The 21,561-nt window shown below is 65.9% G+C and carries 22 protein-coding genes; 12 read left to right on the top strand and 10 right to left on the bottom strand.

Annotated elements, in window-relative coordinates:
- The first annotated feature begins 37 nt into the window (after window positions 1-37).
- From AAFF19_RS16900 to AAFF19_RS16880, 5 genes are all read left to right on the top strand, one after another.
- Window positions 38-598, top strand: a complete 561-nt coding sequence (locus AAFF19_RS16900; protein WP_342720607.1) for a gluconokinase — start codon at window positions 38-40, stop codon at window positions 596-598.
- Between the two features lie 3 nt (window positions 599-601).
- Window positions 602-1,108: a TRAP transporter small permease gene (locus AAFF19_RS16895; RefSeq protein WP_342720606.1), complete on the top strand. Its 507-nt coding sequence runs from the start codon at window positions 602-604 to the stop codon at window positions 1,106-1,108.
- 7 nt (window positions 1,109-1,115) lie between these two features.
- Window positions 1,116-2,393: a TRAP transporter large permease subunit gene (locus AAFF19_RS16890; RefSeq protein WP_342720605.1), complete on the top strand. Its 1,278-nt coding sequence runs from the start codon at window positions 1,116-1,118 to the stop codon at window positions 2,391-2,393.
- Between the two features lie 68 nt (window positions 2,394-2,461).
- Window positions 2,462-3,481 (top strand): TRAP transporter substrate-binding protein, encoded by a 1,020-nt coding sequence (locus tag AAFF19_RS16885; RefSeq protein ID WP_342720604.1) that lies wholly within the window; start codon window positions 2,462-2,464, stop codon window positions 3,479-3,481.
- A 200-nt stretch (window positions 3,482-3,681) separates the two neighbouring features.
- Complete coding sequence (locus tag AAFF19_RS16880; RefSeq protein ID WP_008907005.1) at window positions 3,682-4,119, top strand: CBS domain-containing protein; 438 nt, start codon at window positions 3,682-3,684, stop codon at window positions 4,117-4,119.
- A 225-nt stretch (window positions 4,120-4,344) separates the two neighbouring features.
- Here AAFF19_RS16880 and AAFF19_RS16875 read toward each other — a convergent pair whose 3' ends face one another.
- The 4 genes from AAFF19_RS16875 to AAFF19_RS16860 form a co-directional block, all read right to left on the bottom strand.
- Window positions 4,345-5,181: an ABC transporter ATP-binding protein gene (locus AAFF19_RS16875; protein ID WP_008907004.1), complete on the bottom strand. Its 837-nt coding sequence runs from the start codon at window positions 5,179-5,181 to the stop codon at window positions 4,345-4,347.
- Complete coding sequence (gene ntrB / locus AAFF19_RS16870) at window positions 5,178-6,140, bottom strand: nitrate ABC transporter permease (protein WP_342720603.1); 963 nt, start codon at window positions 6,138-6,140, stop codon at window positions 5,178-5,180. The genes AAFF19_RS16875 and ntrB overlap by 4 nt, the downstream gene beginning before the upstream one ends.
- Before the next feature lie 62 nt (window positions 6,141-6,202).
- Entirely contained in the window at window positions 6,203-7,447 is a 1,245-nt protein-coding gene (locus AAFF19_RS16865; protein WP_008907002.1) for a CmpA/NrtA family ABC transporter substrate-binding protein, read from the bottom strand.
- Window positions 7,448-7,853: 406 nt separating this feature from the next.
- On the bottom strand, window positions 7,854-8,480 hold the full coding sequence (locus AAFF19_RS16860; RefSeq protein WP_342720602.1) for an ANTAR domain-containing protein: 627 nt from the start codon (window positions 8,478-8,480) through the stop codon (window positions 7,854-7,856).
- 203 nt (window positions 8,481-8,683) lie between these two features.
- Here AAFF19_RS16860 and AAFF19_RS16855 point away from each other — a divergent pair, with 203 nt between their 5' ends.
- Together AAFF19_RS16855 and tsaD are read left to right on the top strand one after the other, a co-directional pair.
- Window positions 8,684-9,850: a branched-chain amino acid ABC transporter substrate-binding protein gene (locus AAFF19_RS16855; protein WP_182120832.1), complete on the top strand. Its 1,167-nt coding sequence runs from the start codon at window positions 8,684-8,686 to the stop codon at window positions 9,848-9,850.
- A 62-nt stretch (window positions 9,851-9,912) separates the two neighbouring features.
- Entirely contained in the window at window positions 9,913-10,959 is a 1,047-nt protein-coding gene (gene tsaD / locus AAFF19_RS16850) for a tRNA (adenosine(37)-N6)-threonylcarbamoyltransferase complex transferase subunit TsaD (protein ID WP_342720601.1), read from the top strand.
- Here tsaD and AAFF19_RS16845 read toward each other — a convergent pair.
- The 5 genes from AAFF19_RS16845 to AAFF19_RS16825 form a co-directional block, all read right to left on the bottom strand.
- The gene (locus AAFF19_RS16845) at window positions 10,956-11,624 is read right to left on the bottom strand and encodes a plastocyanin (protein WP_139019441.1); all 669 of its coding nucleotides are present in this window, start codon (window positions 11,622-11,624) and stop codon (window positions 10,956-10,958) included. The genes tsaD and AAFF19_RS16845 overlap by 4 nt on opposite strands.
- Before the next feature lie 10 nt (window positions 11,625-11,634).
- On the bottom strand, window positions 11,635-12,105 hold the full coding sequence (locus AAFF19_RS16840; protein WP_342720600.1) for a group 1 truncated hemoglobin: 471 nt from the start codon (window positions 12,103-12,105) through the stop codon (window positions 11,635-11,637).
- A gap of 10 nt (window positions 12,106-12,115) precedes the next feature.
- Complete coding sequence (locus AAFF19_RS16835) at window positions 12,116-13,060, bottom strand: DUF3034 family protein (protein ID WP_342720599.1); 945 nt, start codon at window positions 13,058-13,060, stop codon at window positions 12,116-12,118.
- A gap of 165 nt (window positions 13,061-13,225) precedes the next feature.
- On the bottom strand, window positions 13,226-14,017 hold the full coding sequence (locus AAFF19_RS16830; RefSeq protein ID WP_342720598.1) for an anti-sigma factor: 792 nt from the start codon (window positions 14,015-14,017) through the stop codon (window positions 13,226-13,228).
- A gap of 10 nt (window positions 14,018-14,027) precedes the next feature.
- Window positions 14,028-14,603, bottom strand: coding sequence for a sigma-70 family RNA polymerase sigma factor (locus tag AAFF19_RS16825; protein ID WP_182120838.1), 576 nt, complete (start codon window positions 14,601-14,603; stop codon window positions 14,028-14,030).
- Between the two features lie 78 nt (window positions 14,604-14,681).
- Here AAFF19_RS16825 and AAFF19_RS16820 point away from each other — a divergent pair, with 78 nt between their 5' ends.
- The 5 genes from AAFF19_RS16820 (at window position 14,682) to AAFF19_RS16800 (ending at window position 20,055) form a co-directional block, all read left to right on the top strand.
- Complete coding sequence (locus tag AAFF19_RS16820) at window positions 14,682-15,038, top strand: hypothetical protein (protein ID WP_342720597.1); 357 nt, start codon at window positions 14,682-14,684, stop codon at window positions 15,036-15,038.
- Between the two features lie 166 nt (window positions 15,039-15,204).
- Window positions 15,205-16,557 (top strand): efflux transporter outer membrane subunit, encoded by a 1,353-nt coding sequence (locus AAFF19_RS16815; RefSeq protein ID WP_342720596.1) that lies wholly within the window; start codon window positions 15,205-15,207, stop codon window positions 16,555-16,557.
- A 155-nt stretch (window positions 16,558-16,712) separates the two neighbouring features.
- Window positions 16,713-18,077, top strand: coding sequence for an efflux RND transporter periplasmic adaptor subunit (locus AAFF19_RS16810; protein ID WP_342720595.1), 1,365 nt, complete (start codon window positions 16,713-16,715; stop codon window positions 18,075-18,077).
- Window positions 18,074-18,850, top strand: coding sequence for an ABC transporter ATP-binding protein (locus tag AAFF19_RS16805; RefSeq protein ID WP_342720594.1), 777 nt, complete (start codon window positions 18,074-18,076; stop codon window positions 18,848-18,850). Before AAFF19_RS16810 ends, AAFF19_RS16805 begins: the two co-directional genes overlap by 4 nt.
- The gene (locus AAFF19_RS16800; RefSeq protein WP_099730808.1) at window positions 18,850-20,055 is read left to right on the top strand and encodes an ABC transporter permease; all 1,206 of its coding nucleotides are present in this window, start codon (window positions 18,850-18,852) and stop codon (window positions 20,053-20,055) included. The genes AAFF19_RS16805 and AAFF19_RS16800 overlap by 1 nt, the downstream gene beginning before the upstream one ends.
- A gap of 225 nt (window positions 20,056-20,280) precedes the next feature.
- Here the strand turns inward: AAFF19_RS16800 and AAFF19_RS16795 are convergent, their stop codons facing one another.
- Window positions 20,281-21,444 carry an alpha-hydroxy acid oxidase gene (locus AAFF19_RS16795; RefSeq protein ID WP_342720593.1) on the bottom strand — a complete coding sequence of 388 codons (1,164 nt, stop codon included), beginning with the start codon at window positions 21,442-21,444 and terminating at the stop codon, window positions 20,281-20,283.
- Window positions 21,445-21,561: the final 117 nt, after the last annotated feature.

The raw sequence follows: 21,561 nt of genomic DNA, 5'->3' as shown, positions 1-21,561 counted from the left end.
GATGTTTTTTTGGATTCCATTGGATAGCGCTACCAATATGAATTTTGTGCCTTCAAAGGTGTTTTTGGTGGTCATGGGCGTGGCGGGCTGCGGCAAGTCCAGCCTCGGCCAGGTGTGCGCGGCGCACCTGCGGTTGCCGCTGCTGGAAGGCGATGACTTCCATTCCGCCAGTAATGTCAACAAGATGCGCAGCGGTGTCGCCCTGAGTGATGAGGACCGTCAGGCCTGGCTCGACACGCTGGCCGCCCAGTTGCAGGCCCACCCGGCGGGCGTAGTTCTCACCTGCTCGGCCCTGAGACAGCGCTACCGTGACCGCTTGCGGGCTGCCGTGCCGGGTTTGCGGTTCGTGTTTCTGAGCCTCACACAGGAAGAGGCGCGCGAGCGTGTGGCAGCGCGCCCTGGCCATCTGTTCCCGGTCAGCCTGGTCGCCAGCCAGTTTGAAACGCTGGAAGACCCCAGCCATGAACCCGGCGTGCTGCGCGTGGACGCCACCCGTCCCCTGGCCGAGCTGGGCGCGCAGGTGCAGCAGTGGCTTGAGGTTCCGCCTGGTTCGGCTCCGGTGGCCGCGTCTGTGTCCCACCCCAGCCTGGAGGTCTGAACCATGGCGATCCGCAAAATCCTGAAGCACCTGGTCGAGGCACTGATGGCGCTGAGCCTGCTGGGCATGGTGATTGCCGTGTTCGGCAACGTAGTGCAGCGCTACCTGTGGGGCACGGGCTGGGTGGTGTCTGAAGAACTGTCGCGCCTGCTGTTTGTGTGGCTGGTGTGCCTGGCGGCCACCCTGGCGTTTGGCGAGGGCCAGCACCTGGGGTTTGACCTGGTCACGGCGCGGCTGCGCGGCGCACCCGCGGTGGTGTTCCGCTGGCTGTCGCGTGGGTTGATGGCGCTGGCGCTGTACTTCTTGATCTCGGGCGCCTGGCAGCAGGTGGTGGTTGGCATGGACAGCCGCAGCCCCGTCATGAACTACCCGCTGGCGCTGGGTGCGGGCGGCATCTTGCTGATGGGCATGTGCATGGCCGCCATCCTGCTGCTGCAAGCCTGGCAAGACCTGCGCGGCACCACGCCCCCTGCTGCTCCCCATCCAGCCGATACGGCCACCGAAGTCTGAAGCCGCCATGACGATTGCCCTGTTTCTCTTCGTTCTGTTCGCCACCATGACGCTGGGCGTGCCCATTGCGTTTGCGCTCATGCTCACCGCGCTGGCGCTGATGGTGCACCTCGACTTTTTTGACGCGCAGCTGCTGGCGCAGAACATGCAGGCCGGGTTTGACAGCTTTCCGCTGCTGGCGGTACCGTTCTTCATCCTGGCCGGCGAACTGATGAACGCCGGGGGCCTGAGCCGCCGCATCATCGACCTGGCCCGCACCTTTGTCGGCCACATTCCCGGCGGCCTGGGCTACGTGGCGATTGCTGCATCGCTGATGCTCGCGTCCATGAGCGGCTCGGCCATTGCCGACACTGCCGCGCTGGCCACCTTGCTGCTGCCCATGATGCGGCGCCAGAACTACCCCGACGGCTCCAGCGCCGGCCTCATTGCGGCGGGCGGCATCATCGCGCCCATCGTGCCGCCGTCCATGCCCATGGTGATCTATGGCGTGACGACCAACACCTCCATCAGCAAGCTGTTTCTGGCGGGCATCGTACCCGGCATCATGATGGCCGTAGCGCTGGTGCTGGTGTGGCGCTGGGTGGCCAAGGACAAGAACCTGTCGGTGGCCACCAAGACCACCTGGCCAGAGCGGCGCCGTGCGCTGGCCAGCAGCGTGTGGGCGATGATGATGCCGGTCATCATCATCGGCGGCCTGCGCATGGGCGTGTTCACGCCCACCGAGGCCGCTGTGGTGGCTGCCGTGTATGCCCTGCTGGTCGCCACGCTGGTGTATCGCGAACTCAACCTTGCAGGTATCTACAAGGTGTTTGTGGCGGCCGCCAAGACCACGGGCGTGGTGATGTTCCTGTGCGGCGCGGCCACGGCCGCCTCGTACATGGTGACACTGGCCGACCTTCCCAGCCAGCTGGCGCAAAGCATGGGCCCGCTGCTGCAAAGCCCGGTGCTGTTCATGGCGGTGGTCTGCACCTTCCTGCTGGCCGTGGGCATGGTGATGGACCTCACGCCCACCATCCTCATCCTGGCGCCGGTGCTGGCGCCCCTGGCCGCCAAGGCGGGCATCGACCCGGTGTACTTCGGCTTCGTCTTCATCTTTGTGGGCTGCCTGGGCCTGCTGACGCCGCCGGTGGGCACGGTGCTGAACGTGGTGGCCGGCATCGGGCGGCTGCGCATGGAGCCCGTCATCCGCGGGGTCCTGCCGTTCCTGCTCATCTACATCACCATGCTGGCGCTGCTCATCCTGTTCCCCGCCATCGTGCTGTGGCCGCTCAAGCTGATGTTCTGACGCGCTTCTCACCGCACCTTTTCGCCGACCTTTCTTTCACCCAGCCTTTTTCACCAAGGAGACAACCCATGAAAACTTTCCGCCGTACCCTGCTGGCTGCCCTGTCGGTGGCCGCCGTCACCTGCTCGTTCCAGGTGGCTGCCCAAGACTTCAAGCCGCGCCTCATCCGCTTTGGCTATGGCCTCAATGAAGTGTCCAACCAGGGCCGCGCCGCCAAGGTGTTTGCTGAAGAGGTGGAAAAAGCCTCGGGCGGCAAGATGAAGATCCGCGCCATTGGCGCCGCCGCGCTGGGCTCTGACGTGCAGATGCAGCAGGCATTGATCGGCGGCGCACAGGAGATGATGGTCGGCTCCACGGCCACCCTGGTGGGTATCACCAAGGAGATGGCCATCTGGGACACGCCGTTCCTCTTCAACAACGCCCGGGAAGCTGACGCAGTTCTGGACGGCCCGGTGGGCCAGAAGGTGATGGACAAGCTGCAGGAAAAAGGCCTGGTGGGCCTGGTGTACTGGGAGAACGGGTTTCGCAACCTCACCAACAACAAGCGTGCGGTGACCAAGCTGGAAGACATGGAAGGCATCAAGCTGCGCGTGATGCAGAACAACGTGTTCCTGGACAGCTTCAAGACCCTGGGCGCCAATGCCGTGCCGCTGCCGTTCTCCGAGCTCTTCACCGCGCTGGAAACCAAGACGGTGGACGGCCAGGAGAACCCCTACAACACCATCCTGTCGAGCAAGTTCTACGAGGTGCAGAAGTACCTCACGGTAACGAACCACGTCTACAGCCCCTGGATCGTGCTGGTGAGCAAGAAGTACTGGGATGGTTTGTCGAAAGCCGAGCAGAAAGTGCTGCTGGACGCCGCCAGGAAGAGCCGTGACTTCGAACGCAAGGACACGCGCGACGAGGCCGACAAGGCGCTGGCGGACCTGAAGGCCAAGGGCATGCAGATCAACGAGCTTTCGCCCGCCGAAGCCAACCGCATGCGCGAAAAGCTGGGCGCCGTAAACGCCAGCATTGCGGCCAACGTGGGTGAGGGCCTGTGGAAGGAAGTGCAGGCCGCTGTGGCCCAGGCACGCGCGGCCAAATAACGGCCGGGGCGGTGGCCCGCAGGCGCGTTACGCATTGTTTCGTGTCGGCCTGTAATGCCGCTCCAGTCAGGATGCCTGCCCAGAATTTGGGTGCCGCGCGCTGCGAATTGCGGCGATTGGTGCTTGTGCGGCTTGCGCTGCGCGGGCGGATGGGCTGAAATCTCCCTGTACCTGTTCCAGGCTTCAAGAGGGAGAGTTCCATGACCATCGTCGCCAAAATCCTGCAGTCCAAACCCGACGCCTCCGTCCACACCATCACCCCCGCAGCCTCGGTGCTGGATGCCCTGCGGCTCATGGCCGACAAGAGCATTGGCGCGCTCATCGTCACCGAGGGCGAGGCCATCGTCGGCATCTTTACCGAGCGCGACTACGCCCGCAAGATCGCGCTGATGGGGCGCACTTCTGCGGTGACACAGGTGAAGGATGTGATGACCTCGGCCGTGATGTTTGTGCGGCCCGACCAAACCAGCGAGCAATGCATGCAGATCATGAGCAACAACCGCCTGCGCCACCTGCCGGTGCTGAGCAACGGCAAGCTCGTGGGCATGATTTCCATCGGCGACCTGGTCAAGGACATCATCTCCGAGCAGAAATTCATCATCGAGCAGCTGGAAAACTACATCACCGGAACGCATTAAGGGGCAACCCCCTGTGGCGCTTTGCGCCTTCCCCCTTCTCTCGAATGGCTGCGCCATTCGGGAAGGGGGACACACCCGGCGCGGCGGGCGGCCCTTGCGCGGGTGCACTGGTCTGGAGCTGCGCGCGTGCGGCGGCCCCGCCATGGAACACAACGAAAAGGGCTCTGACCGATCTGGTCGGGGCCCTTTTGTCATGGGGGTCCGGGTCGCGGCCGACCCGGGCGCTCACGCGGCCTTTTCGACGTGCCCCTGACGGGTGTACAGGAAGTCGATCACCGCCTTGCGGTAGTGAACGTACTGCGGGTCTTCGGCCAGCTCCACGCGTTTGCGGGGGCGGGGCAGGTCGACGGAGAGCACCTCGCCAATCGTCGCAGCAGGGCCGTTGGTCATCATCACGATCTTGTCGGACAGCAGCACGGCCTCGTCCACGTCGTGGGTCACCATGACCACGGTGCTGTGCGTGCGTGCCACGATCTCCAGCAGTTCGTCTTGCAGCTTGGCGCGGGTCAAGGCGTCCAGCGCGCCAAAGGGCTCATCCATCAGCAGCACCTGGGGCTCCATGCTCAGGGCCCGGGCAATGCCCACGCGCTGCTTCATGCCGCCAGATATTTCGCCGGGTCTTTTTTGCCCAGCGGGCGTGAGGCCCACCAGTGCCAGCGCGGCGTCGGTGCGTGCGCGCAGTTGCGCCTTGCTTTCCTTGGCCCCAAACACCCGCTCCACCGCGAGGTAGATGTTGTCAAAGCAGGTGAGCCAGGGCAGCAGCGAGTGGTTCTGGAAGACGACGGCGCGCTCGGGGCCGGGGCCCTTGATTTCCTTGTTGGCGCAGAGCAGTGCGCCGTTGGTGGGCGTGGTCAGGCCGGCGATCAGGTTCAGCAGCGTGGACTTGCCGCATCCTGAGTGGCCGATCAGCGCCACGAACTCGCCTTTGGCGATGGTCAGGTTGATGTCGCGCAGTGCCGGGAACAGGCCCTTGGCCGTCTTGAAGGTCTGCTCGACGCCATGTACCTCGATGAACTTGGTGGACAGCGAGGGATGTGTCGAGGGGTTCGTATTCGTGTTCATGCCTTCACCTCTTCAAACGTAAATGCGGTAGCGAGTTTGATGAGCGCAAACTCCAGCAGCAGCCCGACGATGCCGATCACGAAGATCGCGATGATGATGTTCTTGACGTTCAGGTTGTTCCACTCGTCCCACACCCAGAAGCCAATGCCCACGCCGCCCGTCAGCATCTCGGCCGCCACGATCACCAGCCACGCGGTGCCCACGGCCAGGCGCACACCGGTCAGCATGTAGGGCAGCACGGCAGGGAAGAGGATCTTGGTGGCGATCTTCCATTCGCTCAGGTTGAGCACGCGGGCCACGTTCATGTAGTCCTGCGGCACGCGCTGCACGCCCACGGCCGTGTTGATGATCATGGGCCAGATGGAGCAGATGAAGATCGTCCAGATGGCGGCCGGGTTGGCACCCTTGAACACCAGCAGGCCAATCGGCAGCCAGGCCAGCGGCGACACCGGCCGCAGCAGGCTGATGAGCGGGTTGAACATGCGCGAGAGAAACGCGAAGCGCCCGATGACGAAGCCCGCCGGAATGCCCACCAGCGCCGCCATGCCAAAGCCGATGGCCACGCGCTGCAGGCTCATCAGCACGTTCCAGCCCACGCCCTGGTCGTTGGGGCCGTTGCTGTAGAACGGGTTGCTGAACACCTCCAGCGCCTGCAGCCAGGTGTCCTTGGGGCTGGGAATGCTGCCACCCGTGGTGGTGGAGACCACCGCCCACAGGCCGATGAGCAGACCCAGGCCGCACAGCGGCGGCAGCACTGCCATCCAGAAGCTGCGCGACCACGCGGCCCAGTTGCGGACGGGGGCTGCCGGGGCGGCGGCGACGGTGCCTGCGGATGCAGATTTTGAGTGTTTTTGGCCTCTGGCGCTTGCTGGAATTGCGCCAATAGCTACATTATTCATAGCATTCTGTGACGCCACGGGGGCAGCATCCAACGGGGTGTGAAAAACGGCACTGACCATGGTGTTCTCCTGTGAGGGGCCGGGTGTGCGGGGCGGGTGCGGGGTGCGGCGGGGTCGAAGGATCAGGCCTTGATCTTGAAACCGTCGGCGTACCTGGCGGGTTCCTTGCCGTCCCACACCACGCCGTCAATGAGCTTGCTGGTGCGCATCACGTCCTTGGGCACATTGATCTTCATGGCGCTGGCCACCGACTTGTACAGCTCCACCTGGTTGACCTCCTTGGCCACGGCCAGGTAGTCGGGGTGGCTCTTGAGCAGGCCCCAGCGCTTGTGCTGCGTGAGGAACCACATGCCGTCGGACAGGTAGGGGAAGTTCACCGCACCGTCGTTGAAAAACTTCATGTGGTTGGGGTCGTCCCAGGTCTTGCCCATGCCGTTCTGGTAGCGGCCCAGGATGCGCTGGTTGATGGCATCCACGCTGGTGTTGACGTAGGCCTTGCCGGCCACCGTCTCGGCCATCTTCATCTTGTTGGACAGGCTGGCGTCAATCCACTGGCTGGCTTCGAGCACGGCCATCATCACGGCGCGCGTGGTGTTGGGGTACTTCTTCACGAACTCGGCCGTGGTGCCCAGCACCTTTTCGGGGTGGTCCTTCCAGAGGTCCTGCGTGGTGTTGGCGGTGATGCCGATGCCGTCCATGATGGCGCGGTGGTTCCAGGGCTCGCCCACGCAAAAGCCGTCCATGTTGCCCACGCGCATGTTGGCCACCATTTGCGGCGGCGGCACGGTGATGAGCTTGGCGCCCGACAGCGGGTTGATGCCCGCCGCTGCCAGCCAGTAGTGCATCCACATCGCGTGCGTGCCCGTGGGGAAGGTGCCCGCGAAGGTGTACTCGCGCTTTTCCTTCGCCATCAGCGCCGCGAGGCTGGGGCCGTCCACCGCGCCCTTGTCGGCCAGTGCTTTCGACAGCGTGATCGCCTGGCCGTTGTGGTTCAGGCTCATCAGCACGGCCATGTCCTTCTTGGGGCCGGCAGTGCCCAGGTGCACGCCATAGATCAGGCCATACAGCACATGGGCAAAGTCGAGTTCGCCGTTCACCAGCTTGTCGCGCACACCGGCCCAGCTGGCTTCCTTGTTGGGGATGATGGTCACGCCGTATTTCTTGTCAAAACCCAGCACCGAGGCCATGACCACGCTGGCGCAGTCGGTCAGCGGGATGAAGCCGATCTTGACTTCCTTCTTCTCGGGGGCGTCGGAGCCCGCTGCGTGGACGAGTGCGCGCAGCGCGGGGCTCACACCCACAGCGCCCACGGTGGCGGCCTGCAGCACGGTGCGGCGGTTGAGGCTTGTTTTGAGCAGATCGGTCATGGTGCATCCCTGGTGGCGTGAAAAAACAAAAAAGGCGTCCTCACACCGCGCCTGGCGGGCTGCATCAAAGCAACGCCGGGTGCGGGTGGGGACGCCTTTGTCCTGGGTGGAGCCTGGAACGGGTCCGGGGCTCCTTGCCAGCACCGGCCCGCCGTTGGGTCAGTGCTGTCAGTGGTCAGACCTGCATTGGTCTTGTGCTGTGTGATGCAAAGCGCGTGCCAGCCCGCACTGGGCCATGTTGGAACGTTGGGTGCTATGGAATGAATAGCTGTCTGCGCTTGATCAGAAAGCGCTGGAAGCCTGCAGGGCTTGCAGCAGGAATGTTCTTGTTGTGATGCAAGTGGTCGCACTGCCTTTGTGCGGTGCACCATTTGGGATGGGCCGCCGGAACGGGCCGCGGTCTGTATCAGCCCAGCAGCTCCATCACATCCAGCATGCGCTGCGCCACCTCGCCCAGCTTCAGGCCCTTGTCCATGGCCGTCTTGCGCAGCTTTTCGTAGGCGGCCTGTTCGGTCAGGCCCTGGCGCTGCATGAGCAGGCCCTTGGCGCGGTCGATGGTCTTGCGGTCTTTGAGCTCGGTCCTGGCGTCGGCCAGCTCGGCCCGCAGGGCCTGTTCGTGCTGGAAGCGGGCCATGGCCACGTCCAGAATGGGGCGGATGCGCTGGGGTGCCAGCCCCGCCACGATGTAAGCAGACACTCCGGCCGCCACCGCGTCCTTTACATGCGAGGTGTCATCGTCGTTGGTGAACATCACGATGGGACGGCGCGCGTCGCGCGTGGCCATCACCACATGCTCCAGCGCGTCGCGGGCTTCGCTCTCGGCGTCCACAATGATCAGGTCGGGCTGCAGCTGCGCGATGCGCTCGCTCAGAAACACGTCGGCAGGCAGCGTGGCCACCAGGTTGAAGTTGTTCTCCAGCAGCCCGATGCGCAATGCCCGAGAGCGCTCCGCCTGCAACACGGCGTGCTCGTCGCCGGCTTCGGTCACGGCCAGGTCCGGGGCTACCACCACGATGCGCAGAGTCTCTTTCATGGGCATGAGGCAAGCAATTTTTACGCCACAAATTGGTGCATCAAACCGGTGCAGCACAGAGATGTGACCCGCCTCAACGGCGCTTGCTTGCAGGGCCTGAAACTTGCTAATAGTTTGCTGATGGGCAGGGCATACCCGATAGCGTCTTTGCCATCATGTCGCATATACATCTGGTCACATTGATCTATACAAAGAGGATTTGCATGAACAAGCACATTGACCGGCGGCGCTTTACTGCCGGTATGGCGTTGACCACGGTGGCCGCTTCGGCGCTGCTGGTGCTCTCGGGCTGCAGCAAGGTGCCAGACACCATCAAGATCGGTGTGGCCCAGCCGCTGAGCGGGCCGCTGGGTGCCCTGGGGCAGGATCTGCTCAACGGCGTGCAGCTGGCGGTGGACGAGCTCAACAAGGGCGGCTACACCGTGGACGGCAAGCGCGTGACGCTGGAAATCGTCTCGGTGGACGACAAGGCCGATGCCGCCACCGGCAAGACCGTGGCGCAGCAGCTGGTGGATGCCGGGGTGGTCGCCGTGGTTGGCCACCTCAACTCGGGCGTGAGCATTGAGACCGCGCCCATCTATGCCGCCAAGGACATCGCGCAGATCGCCATTTCCACCAACCCCCGGTTCACGCAACTGGGCTTTTCCACCACCTTCCGCATGGTGGCCAACGACACCCTGCAGGCGCGTGCCATTGGCTCGTTTGCCGCCACGCAGCTGGGCGCTGCCCGCTACGCTGCGCTGGACGATGGCACACCCTACGGCAAGGGCCTGGCCGATGGTGCTGCCGAGCAGCTCAAGGCCGAGAAGAAAGAGGTCGTGGTGCGCAAGTCGTTTGACGACAAGACCACGGCTTTTGACGAGCTGGCTGGCGAGCTCAAGGCAGCCAACGTCGATGTCATCGTGTCCACCCTCAACGACTTCCAGGCGCTGGCGCTGCTCGAAGCCCTGCGCAAGGTGGACCACACCAAGGTCAGCCTGCTGGGGGGCGACACGATCAAGACCACCGACATGACCAAGGCCATGGGCATGGTGGAAGGCATCTACGCCACCTCGCCGGTGCTCGAGGCCAAGGAATTCACCGCGGGCAAGCCGTTCCTTGAAAAGTACATGGACGCCTTCAAGAAGCCGCCCGCTTATGGCGGCCACTACAGCTACGACAGCACCTACGTGCTTTCGGCCGCCATCCAGAAAGCCAAGTCGGCGGACCCCAAGGACATCACCAAGGCCCTGCACAGCATCAATGGCTATGCGCCGGTGATTGGCACCATGACCTGGGACGACAAGGGCGAGCAGCGCTACGGCGCCGTGGGCGTGTATGAACTGCGTGCCGGCAACTGGGAACTGCGCATGCGCTCGGACCGCTGGTAAGCAGCGTAGCCAGGGGGGGCCAGCCGCCGGGGAGACCGTGAGCTGGCTCTTACACTCGGGGCATGAGCTTGCTGATCCTGGGTATTGAATCTTCGTGCGACGAAACAGGCGTGGCACTGGTCCGTTCCACGGGCAATGCCGTGCCCACGTTGCTCTCGCACGCACTGCACAGCCAGATCGACATGCACCAGGCCTACGGTGGCGTGGTGCCCGAACTGGCCAGCCGCGACCACATCCGCCGTGTGCTGCCGCTGGCCAAAGAGGTGCTGGCCCAGTCCGGCCAGACGCTGGCGGACGTGGACGTGGTGGCCTACACCCGCGGGCCGGGTCTGGCCGGTGCGCTGCTGGTGGGCGCTGGCGTGGCCTGCGCCCTGGGGGCGGCCCTCAACAAGCCGGTGCTGGGTGTGCACCACCTGGAGGGGCACCTGCTGTCGCCCTTCCTCAGCGCCGATCCGCCCGAATTCCCCTTTGTGGCGCTGCTGGTATCGGGCGGCCACACCCAGCTGATGCGGGTGGACGGCGTGGGCCGCTACGAGATCCTGGGCGAAACCATTGACGACGCGGCGGGCGAGGCATTCGACAAGTCGGCCAAGCTCATGGGCCTGGGTTACCCCGGCGGGCCCGCGCTGTCGCGCCTGGCAGAGCAGGGCGACCCTGCAGCCTTCAAGCTGCCGCGCCCGCTGCTGCACAGCGGCAATCTCGACTTCTCTTTTGCGGGGCTCAAGACGGCGGTGCTGACGCAGGCCAAAAAGCTGGGCGACGAGCTGGAAGCGCGCAAGGCCGACCTGGCCGCAAGCACCGAGGCCGCCATCGTCGAAGTGCTGGTGAAAAAGACACTGGCGGCGCTCAAGCAGACCGGGATGAAACGGGTGGTCGTGGCGGGTGGCGTGGGGGCCAACCGCCATCTGCGGGCCCAGCTCAATGCCGCCTGCGCCGCTGCCAAGGTGCGCGTGCATTACCCGGAGCTGCACCTGTGCACCGACAACGGCGCCATGATTGCCATGGCAGCTGCCATGCGGCTGCAGGCCGGGCAGCAGCAGGCCAACACCGACTACGCGTTTGACGTGAAGCCGCGCTGGCCGCTGGATGCGATCGGGCTTGCAGGTTAGGAGGCAACCCGTGGTGCCCTGCGCACCCGGGGCACCACGCTCAGCTGCACGGTCTCCAGCACCGGCCCCGGCACCACGTTGAGCGCCTTGCGGGGCACATCCACCAGCTGCTCGGCGTGCCACACCCGTACCTGCGTGGCGCCGTCCGGCACCCCCGGGAAGCGTGCAATCCCGTCGGCATCGGTTTTCAGTGTCCAGCCCGAATCGGTCACAAACACATGGCCGCGCATGGAGCCGTGCAGGTGGCACGACAGCAGCACCACGCCCGGTGTGTCGAGCCGGACCTCGGTCGAGCTGGCAGGTTTGTCGTCGGCCTTGCCCGCCAGGCGCAGTTCAAAACCCGCAGCGGCGGGTGCTGCTGCTGCCGACAGGCCCGCCGGAGCGCCGCGCACGTGGTGGTCCCAGCGGTCCTGGTTGGTAAACCGCACGGTGGCGCCGGGCTCGACCACGGTGACCGCCGGCACAAAGCGCATGCGTTCCTGCTCTATGGTGGGGGTGGCCTGCAGCAGGCTGGGCGCTGCGCTGCCTGTGGCGGCCGGGTACAACACCACCACGGCCTCGGGCACGGGCTTGCCGTCGCGGTCCAGCACCTGGATCTGAACGTTTCCGGCGCTAGCGCCCGTCCATAAAGCGCAGGCAGCTACAAAAATAATAGTGTTTTTCATCTGGATGGCCTTAGCGGACGGTGATCACGTCCCGGTGCATGGGCGCCAGCAGGGCGAGCAGGCGGTTTTGCTGGGCGAATGGTATGCCCTGGGCATCCATGGCGGTTTGCAGCACCTCCACAAGGGCGTTGAAATGGCCCTTGTTGATGTCCATGTCGGCATGGGCCGATTTCATGTCAGCGCCTTCGTATTGGCAAGGGCCGCCGCTGAGCTGGCAGATCTGGTCGGTCAGGCTTTCCTTGAGGGCGGAGGGCTTTACCTCCTTGAAATGGCCGCCGATGCGCGGGTCCTGAACCAGGCGGTTCACAAAGTCGTCCATCAGCCGTGTGATACCGGGTTTTTCCCCCAGCGCCTGGTACAGGCCTGCCGGGGCGGCGGCAGGGTTTGCCGATGGTGCTGCAGTGGTCTGCGCAAAGGCGGGGGCAACCAGCAGGCTGCCCAGTGCGAGGGCCAAGGTGATGAGGGTTTTGGGGTGCGTCATGACAATTTCCTCAAAAAGCGACCTGTGCGGACAGGTAGTAGCCGGTCTGGCGGCGGTTATTGGTGATGCCGGGGACGATGCGGCCTAGGTCCACGTAGGCCAGCGTGAGCGACAGGTTCTTGCTGGGCGCCCAGGCGATGAAGATGTCTTTCCAGTCGTCCTCGCGCAGCGCGGCGCCAAGGCCGGCCGCTGCGCCCAGCGTTTGCAGGTTGTTGGGCTTGAAGCGGACTTCGGCGCCCACCGCCAGGTTTTTGTTGATGAGGTACGCCACCGAGAACTCGGGCTGCAGGCTGCGGCTGTTTTTGCCGGGTGCGGCAGAGCCGAAGCCCAGCAGGCCGTTCTGGTTGGCGTTGGTGTAGCGCAGCGTGCCGTTGACCAGCAGGCTTTGCGCCAGCAGCAGCTTGGTGGCGCTCACGTACACATCGGTGCCGCTGGTGCGGGCGCCCAGAAAGTCCAGCACCGACCCGAGGGAGCCGGGGCGCACACGCTTGTGCTCCAGGCCCACCGCAATCTGCGGCATCCAGCGGTCGCTGTCGAGTACGGCGTCGCCCGCCACTTTGAGCTTGACGCCCAGCACGTCCATCTTGATGTGCTGGCCCGGCGTGACGCCAAACGGCGCGATGCCATTGAGGGCGACGGCGGGAGAGGCATCAAAGTCCTGCCGCGCCAGCGACAGCTCCACCCGGTCGTTCCAACCCACGGCCACGCCGTAGCCGGTAAGGCCGTAGTCCTGCGTGGCTGCGCGGGTGGCGTAGCCTGTAAAGCCCACCTCGCCCTCGGTGGCGTTGCTGCCGATCACCGCCCACGGGGTCAGCCCGCCACCCGCCGATCCCGCGATGGTGCTGACCCCACCGGTCAGCAGCAGCTTGCCGGTGTCGGCGTGGGCGAGGCTGGTGGCGGCAAGGGCCAGCGCGGCGGCGCATGCAAGCCGGGTAAAGGGGGGTCTGTGTGTCATCGTGGTCTCCGGAAGGAAGAAGCTGAGGTGTAAGAAGTTGTTGCCACGTCCTACATACGACCACGGATCCCAACCAGATTCACGGATTCCGAAAATTTCTGCCGGAACGGCCGACGGGCCCCGTCCCAGCCCCTCAGCTCCCCAGCCCCTCAGCTCCTCAGCCGTTCACAACTGGCGCTGGATCAGCGCGCCCTTGAACAGCACTGGCCCGGTGGGCCCGGTCTCGCTCGGCACGCCGCCCTTGGGCTCCAGGCTGATGGCCAGCGTGGGCACCTGGCGCACATCGGCTTCGCCGGCTGCCAGCGTGAGCAGCTTGTCCTGCCCCAGCACGCCCAGCGAACGCGGGCCACCGGCGGGCGGCAGCGCCCACAGCTGCAGCGACTTGTCCGAACCCTCCTGAAAGTCGCCCACGCGCTGCAGCACCAGCTGGTTGTTCCGGGGGTCGAACGTGACCAGCATCGAGGCGGCCGCCTTGTCATCGGCCAGCACGGCCACGTACTGGATCTGCGGGGTGGCCTGCAGCTGCTGCTGCAGCGCTGCAATCTGCGCGCCGGTGGTGGCCCGCAGGCCGCCATTGACTTGCACACCCACCACCACGGCCGCCAACGTGGCGATGGCACCAGCCGCCGCCGCACCGCGCCACACCAGCAGGTTGCGCCACCAGCCACCGGGGGCCGCAGCAGGCTCCGCTGCACGCCCAGCCTGCAAGGCGGCTGCGGCCATGTCGGCCTGCACGAGGTTGTCGATGCGGGTCCACACGGCCGGCGCAGGGTCGACGGCGGGCTGCAGCTCGGTCAGGCCCGACCAGCGAGCTTGCCACACCAGCGCGGCGGCGCGCACGGTGGCGTGCTCGCGGGCCAGGGTTTCAAAGCGGCGGCGGGCGCCACCGCGCAGCGTGCCCAGGGCGTAGCTGGCGGCCAGGCGGTCGAGCAGGTCGGGGTGCTGGGTGATGTTCATGGCGATGACCTCATGCAAAACGCGCCATGCAGGTGCGCAGCTGCTCCAGCCCCCGGCGTATCCAGGTCTTGACGGTGCCCAGCGGCAGTTTGAGCTGCTCGGCCAGCTCGCCGTGGCTCTGGTCGCGCAGATACGCCAGGCTCACCACCTCGCGCTGCTTGTGGTCGAGCTTGCCCAGGCAGTGGTGCAGCGCAAACGACTGCTCGCTGGCGTCGGCCGCGTCCATGGGGTTGGGCGAATCGCCCTCCAGCGTCTGGGCCAGTTCGTCGTCCAGCTCGTTCATCAGGTCGGCCCGGTCGCTGCTGCGCTTGCGCAGCGCATCCAGCGCCCGGCTGCGCACGATGAGCCCCATCCACGCCATGGGCGGGCTCAGCGATGCGCGGTAGTTGCCCGCACCGCGCCAGATGCTTAAAAACGCCTCCTGCAGCACGTCCTCGGCCACATCGCGGTTGCGAACAATGCGCAAGGCCAGGCCAAAAAGCGGTGACGAGGTGCGCTCGTACAGCTTTTTGAGCGCACAGGCATCCTGCGCGGCGATGCGGTCAAGAAGGTCCATCAGTTCACGGTCTGGTTGGAGGGTGCTCATGCGCCCATTCTCTGGGATTGGTTGGTTCTCACGGGGTTGCAGGGAATTGCTGCAGGTAAGTACGCGCAATACGGGGCGATGGATTCACCAGGCCAGAAACGGCAAAGGCCGCAGCGCGGCATACCGATGGCGTGGCCGATGATCACACCCTTGGTGCAGCCTTCGCTGCTGGAGCGCAACGGCCAGCAGAGGCTGCTGTCGCAGCGCGAAGCCTTGCGCGACCACATCAGCCAGTACATCGACAGGCGCCTTGGCGACCGCGAATTCACCATCGACCGCATGACCCCGGCGCTCAACTGCAGCAAGCGGCACCCTGGCCAACAGGCGTGCTGGGCCGGTTGTGCGGGGCCGCATGCTCATGGTTTTAAGTACACGGTGCCTCGGCACGGTCGCCCAGCGATCGTTGACTTGCATCAATTCTTTACGTGGGCTTGACCCAGTCTCTGCCCGGTGTGCGCAATCGCTGCTCACAATGGGGCTTTCCCTTGCGTTGCCATTGCTCATGCGTTTACTCCCACCTGCCTCTCCACGCGCTCTCACCGCCCGCGCAGCGCGATCGTTGCGAGCTGCGCCGTGGCGGCAAACGGCCTTGACTTTGTGCGTGCTGGTCACCGCTGGTTGTGCCAGCTTGGCACCCACCGACGACGCCTGGCCGAAGGTGGCCGTTCCCGCGGTTTGGTCAGCGGGGAGCAACGCCACCGCGCAAGGGGCTGCGGCCACATCGTTGGCCCAGTGGTGGCAGCGGTTGGACGATGCTGTGCTCACCACGCTGGTCGAGCAAGCCTTGCGTGCCAACACCAGTGTGCGCATCGCCCAGGCCGCCTTGCAGCAAGCGCGTGCCCAGGTGGATGTGCAGTCCGCCGGTTTGCTGCCCAGCGTGGGTGCATCGGCATCGGCACAGCGCAGCCGCGCGAACAACAACACTGGCAACACCTTCCAGGCCGGTTTTGATGCGAGCTGGGAGCCCGATGTGTTTGGCCGCCTGCGCAGCGGCGTGAGCGCCAGCGAGGCCGATGCGCGTGCGGCAGAGGCCAGCCTGGCCGATGTGCAGGTGTCGCTGGCGGCCGAAGTGGCCGTCAACTACATCGAGCTACGTGGGCTGCAGCAGCGCCTGGCCATTGCGCGCAGCAACCTGGCCAGCCAGCAGGAGACCTTGCAGATCACCCAGTGGCGCCTGCAGGCAGGGCTCACCACCTCGCTCGTCACCGAGCAGGCCCGTGCAGCGGCCGAGCAGACCGCAGCGCAGATTCCCAGCCTGGAAGCCAGCCTGGCGCAGTCGCGCTACAGCCTGGCAGTGCTGACAGGCCAGGTGCCCGGCGCGCTCGACGCTACCCTGGCCGCCAGTGCCCCCGTGCCTCAGCCGACCGCAGAGCTCGCCTTGGCGATCCCTGCCGAGACCTTGCGCCAGCGGCCCGATGTGCGTGCGGCCGAGCAACGCATTGCTGCCGCCCTGGCGCGCGTGTCGCAGGCCGATGCGGCGCGCTACCCCAGCTTCTCCCTGGGTGGCTCGCTGGGCCTTCGTGCCCTCACCCTGGGCGCGCTGTCGGGCGGCGGTGCGGTGACCAGTGCCTTGCTGGGCAGTGTGTCCATCCCGCTGCTGGATGGTGGCGCCGCCCGCGCCCAGGTGCGTGTGCAGTCTGCGGCGCTGGAGCAGGCCCGCGTGGCCTACGAAGCCACCGTGCTCACGGCCCTGCAGGATGTGGAGAACGCGCTGGTGTCCTTGCGTGGTGACAGGGAAAAGCTGGAGCGACTGACGGCCGCCGCAGACGCCGCCCGCAACGCCGCGCTGCTGGCGCAGCAGCGCTATAGCAGCGGATTGATTGACTTTCAGGCGGTGCTGGAGACGCAACGCACGCTGCTGTCCACGCAGGAGAGCGTGGCCATCACCACCGCTGCCGTCGCGGCAGACCATGTGCGCCTCTACAAGGCGCTGGGCGGCGGCTGGAAGACATGAAGCCCCCCTGAGTCGCTGCGCGCCTTCCCCCCGCTCTCGCATTGCTGCGCAATGCGGGCTGGGGGACGCAGCCCTCACTGCGGGGCGGCCCTTGCTCGGCTGCCTGCACTTTGGCCGCGCCAGTTTCATGCGCTATGAGTAACTGATTTGATCTTATGACTGATAAACCTTCCTCTCCCCCGTCCAGCCTCGAAGCACTCCTGGGTGCCGACCGTCCGCGCCGCTGGTGGCAGCGCACTACCGTGTGGCTGGGGGTGGCCGCGCTCGTGGTGGTGGGCGGTGGCTTGTACGCCTGGCAATCGCGCCAGAGCGCCAGCACTGCACCCACCTATGTCACCGAAGAGTTGCGCCGGGGCAATCTAACACTCACCGTGTCGGCCAATGGCACGCTGCAGCCCACGCGCTCGGTCACCATTGGCAGCGAGCTGTCGGGCACCGTGCGCAACGTGCTGGTGGATGTGAACGACAAGGTCAAGAAAGGGCAGCTGCTGGTAGAGCTGGACACCGCCAAGCTCGAATCACAAGTGCTGCGCTCGCGCGCCTCGCTGGCGTCGGCGCAGGCCCGGCTGGCCCAGGCCGTGGCCACCACCAATGAGGCCATTGCCAACTTTGGCCGGCTCGAAGAAGTGGCCCGCCTGTCCGGCGGCAAGGTGCCATCGGCCGCCGAGCTGGACGCAGGCCGCGCCACGCTCGACCGTGCCCGCGCCGACGAAACCAGCGCCCGCGCCACGGTAGAGGACGCACGCGCAGCGCTGTCCACCGACGAAACCAACCTGTCCAAGGCCTCCATCCGCTCGCCCATCGACGGCGTGGTGCTCACCCGCACGGTGGAGCCCGGCAACGCGGTGGCCGCATCGCTGCAGGCCGTGACGCTGTTCACCGTGGCCGAAGACCTCACGCGGCTGCGGCTGGATGTGAGCGTGGACGAAGCCGATGTGGGTTCGGTCAAGGTGGGGCAGGACGCGGGCTTCACGGTCAGTGCCTATCCCTCGCGCCGTTACCCGGCCCAGGTCACGCGGGTGGCGTTTGGCTCCACCAAGACGGACAACGTGGTGACCTACATCACCTGGCTGGAGGTGAACAACAACGACATGAGCCTGCGCCCCGGCATGACGGCGGCGGCCACCATCACCTCCACCGAGCGCAAGGACGTGCTGCTGGTGCCCAACACGGCGCTGCGCTTCACGCCCGCTCAGGCCGCAGGGGCCGATGCGAAACCCGGAGCGAGTGGCGCCAAGCCCGGCGCGTCGGGCAGCGGCAGTGGTGGCGGCATCATGTCGCAGCTCATGCCGCGCATGCCACGGTCTGGCTCGGGCCCGCGCAAACCGGGCGCGGCGGCCGAGGCGGGCGATGGCGCGGGCAAGACGCGGCAGGTGTGGGTGCTGCAAGACGGCGCTGCCAAGCCCATCGATGTGCAGGTGGGCATCAGCGATGGCCGCCATACCGAGGTCACCGGCGAGGGCCTGACCCCCGGCATGGCCGTGATCACCGACCAGCGCGCCGCAGGGGCCAAGTCATGAGCGTGGCGGGCGATACCCCCATCATCCGCCTGCGCGGCGTGACCAAGGTCTATGGCGAAGGGGCGCTGGCCTTTCAGGCGCTCAAGGGCGTGGACTTGGACATTGCACAAGGCGATTTTGTGGCCATCATGGGCCCCAGCGGCTCGGGCAAGTCCACGGCCATGAACACGCTGGGCTGCCTGGACCGCCCCACCACGGGCGAATACCTGTTCAAGGGCGTGCATGTGGAGTCACTCTCGCGCGACGAGCGGGCACGGCTGCGGCGGCGCTACTTTGGCTTTGTGTTCCAGGGCTTCAACCTGCTGGCGCGCACCTCGGCGCAAGAGAACGTGGAGCTGCCCCTGCTGTACCGGGGCGAGTCGGCCACCGCGCGCCACGCAGCGGCCGCGCGTGCGCTGGAGGCCGTGGGCCTCAAGGGCTGGGAACACCACACCCCCGCCGAGCTGTCGGGCGGGCAGCAGCAGCGCGTGGCGATTGCGCGCGCCATCGTCACCGAGCCCGATGTGCTGCTGGCCGACGAGCCCACCGGCAACCTCGATACGCAACGCAGTGTCGAGATCATGGAACTGCTGTGGCGCCTGAACGCCGACCACGGCATCACCGTGCTGATGGTCACGCACGAGCCCGACATGGCGCAGTACGCGCGGCGCATCGTGCGGTTTGTCGATGGCGTGGTGGACAGCGACGCGCCCAACCCGCACCCCAAGGGCCTGGACGCTGATGCAGCATCGGCCCTGCCGGCGGTGGCCGGTTCGGACGCGGGAGGCCACTGATGTTGCTCAACACCCTGCTGCTGGCGTTGCGTTCCATCCGGCGCAATCTCATGCGCTCTTTCCTCACCATCCTGGGCATCGTGATCGGCGTGAGCGCGGTCATCACCATGGTCACGCTGGGCAATGGCGCCACGTTGGCCATTCAGAACCAGATATCGGGCCTGGGCACCAACCTGCTACAGGTGCGACCCGGCCAGCGCATGGGGCCCGGCGGCGGCTCGGGCGCTCCGGCCTTCAAGGACACCGATGCCGACATGATCGCCCAGCAGATCGGCGGCATCCTGGCCGTGGCGCCCGAAGCGCGCGCCGCCGCCACTGCCGTGGTGGGCGGGCGCAACTGGACGACCAGCGTGATCGGCAGCACCAACGCCTGGCTGGAGACCGGCAACTGGACGGTGCGCACTGGCCGCGTCTTTACCGATGCGGAACTGCGCGCGGGCGCCGCCGTCTGCCTGATCGGCGAGACCGTGCGACGCGAGCTGTTTGGCACCGCCGATGCCGTGGGCGGCCAGCTGCGCGTGAAGGCGTTTTCCTGCGAGGTGGTGGGCGTGCTGGCGTCCAAAGGGCAGGGTGCGTTTGGCAACGACCAGGACGACACCGTGCTGGTGCCGCTGCGCACGCTGCAGCGCCGCGTGACGGGTAACACGCGGGTGAACACGCTGCTGGTGTCGATGAAGGATGGCAGCGACCCCGAGCGGGTGAAGGCCAGCCTCACGCAATTGCTGCGCGAGCTGCGCAAGCTGTCGGACTCGGACGAAGACAACTTCAATGTGCTCGACACCAAACAGCTGGCCGACACGCTCTCGGGCACCACCAAGGTGTTGACCACGCTGCTGGGCGCCGTGGCAGCCGTGAGCCTGCTGGTGGGCGGCATCGGCATCATGAACATCATGCTGGTGAGCGTGACCGAGCGCACGCGCGAGATCGGCCTGCGGCTGGCCATTGGCGCGCTGGAGCGCGAGGTGCTGCTGCAGTTTCTGATCGAGGCCGTGGTGCTGGCCGCCTTGGGCGGGCTCATCGGCATCGTGCTGGCCACGGGCGCGTCGCTCGCGCTGTCGGGCCTGATGGGCGTGCCCTACTTGTTCAACCCCGGCGTGAACCTGCTGTCGTTCGTGTTCTCGGCCGGGATTGGCGTGGTGTTTGGCTACTTCCCGGCGCGGCGCGCGGCACGCATGGACCCGATCGATGCGCTGCGGCATGAGTGAGCTGGGACGGACGCTGCACTTTTTCTGTCATTGCCGTTCATGGTGAAACTATGGGCGGCTGTCAGGTAAGCGCCAAGAGGGGTGCTGGCCTGCAACGCACCGCTGCGTCAGGTGGCCGTACCAATGCGGGCGGCGCCGGCGCCGTGCTCTGCTGCGCGATGGATTCACCAGGCCAGAAACAGCAAAGGCCGCAGCGCGGCCTTTTCGGGGGTGGGTCTACACAACTCAGGTCGGGTACGTGCCCGGCAGCAGGATGGACCGGTCCACCGTGTTGATGTTGGTGTGGCCGCAAAACGCCATGGTGATATCCAGCTCTTTCTGGATGATCTGCAGCGCACGCGTCACGCCCGCCTCGCCAAAGGCGCCCAGGCCATACAGAAAGCTGCGCCCGATCAGCGTGCCTTGTGCGCCCAGGGCGCGGGCCTTGAGCACGTCCTGCCCGCTGCGGATGCCGCCGTCCATCCACACCTCGATGTCTTTGCCCGCCGCAGCGGCAATGCCGGGCAGCGCAGCGATGGAGGAGGGGGCGCCATCCAACTGGCGGCCGCCGTGGTTGCTGACGATGAGCGCATCGGCGCCGCTGTTCACGGCCAGGCGCGCGTCTTCGGCGTCCATGATGCCCTTCAAGATCAGCTTGCCGCCCCAGCGTTTCTTGATCCACTCCACGTCGCCCCAGTTGAGCTGCGGGTCAAACTGCTCGGCCGTCCACGACGACAGCGACGACAAATCGCCCACGCCCTTGGCATGGCCCACGATGTTGCCAAAGCTGCGGCGCTTTGTGCCCAGCATGCCCAGGCACCAGCGCGGTTTGGTGGCCAGGTTGATGAGGTTGGCGATGGTGGGCTTGGGCGGGGCCGAGAGGCCGTTCTTGATGTCCTTGTGGCGCTGGCCCAGGATCTGCAGATCGAGCGTGAGCTGCAGCGCCGAACAGTTGGCGGCCTTGGCGCGGTCGATCAGGCGCTCGATGAAGTCGCGGTCGCGCATCACGTACACCTGGAACCAGAACGGGTGGTTGCCGGTGTGCTGGGCCACGTCTTCGATGGAGCAGATGCTCATGGTCGAGAGCGTGAACGGAATGCCAAACGCCTTGGCCGCTCTCGCGCCCAGGATTTCTCCGTCGGCATGCTGCATGCCGGTCAGGCCCGTGGGCGCAATGGCCACGGGCATGGCCACGTCCTGGCCGACCATGGTGGTGCGGGTGCTGCGGCCTTCCATGTTGACGGCCACGCGCTGGCGCAGCTTGATGCGCTGGAAGTCACTTTCGTTGGCGCGGTAGGTGCCTTCGGTGTACGAGCCTGAATCGGCGTAGTCATAAAACATGCGCGGCACGCGGCGCTCGGCAATGACACGCAGGTCTTCGATGCAGGTGATTTTGGAAAGATCGGGCACGCGGAGGCTCCAGAAGGGGGTTGCACCAGGGTGCTGGCGGATGGAGAGGCTGGGCCGAATGGTAGGCAGTTGCGCGCCAGCCGGCCATCAAAATTATTTGGGCCGCGCTGCAACAAA

The organism is Acidovorax sp. FHTAMBA (genome assembly GCF_038958875.1).
Taxonomy (GTDB): Bacteria; Pseudomonadota; Gammaproteobacteria; order Burkholderiales; family Burkholderiaceae_C; genus Acidovorax.
Note: the sequence above shows the minus strand (reverse complement) of the source record. Positions and strands in the feature narration are given on the sequence as shown.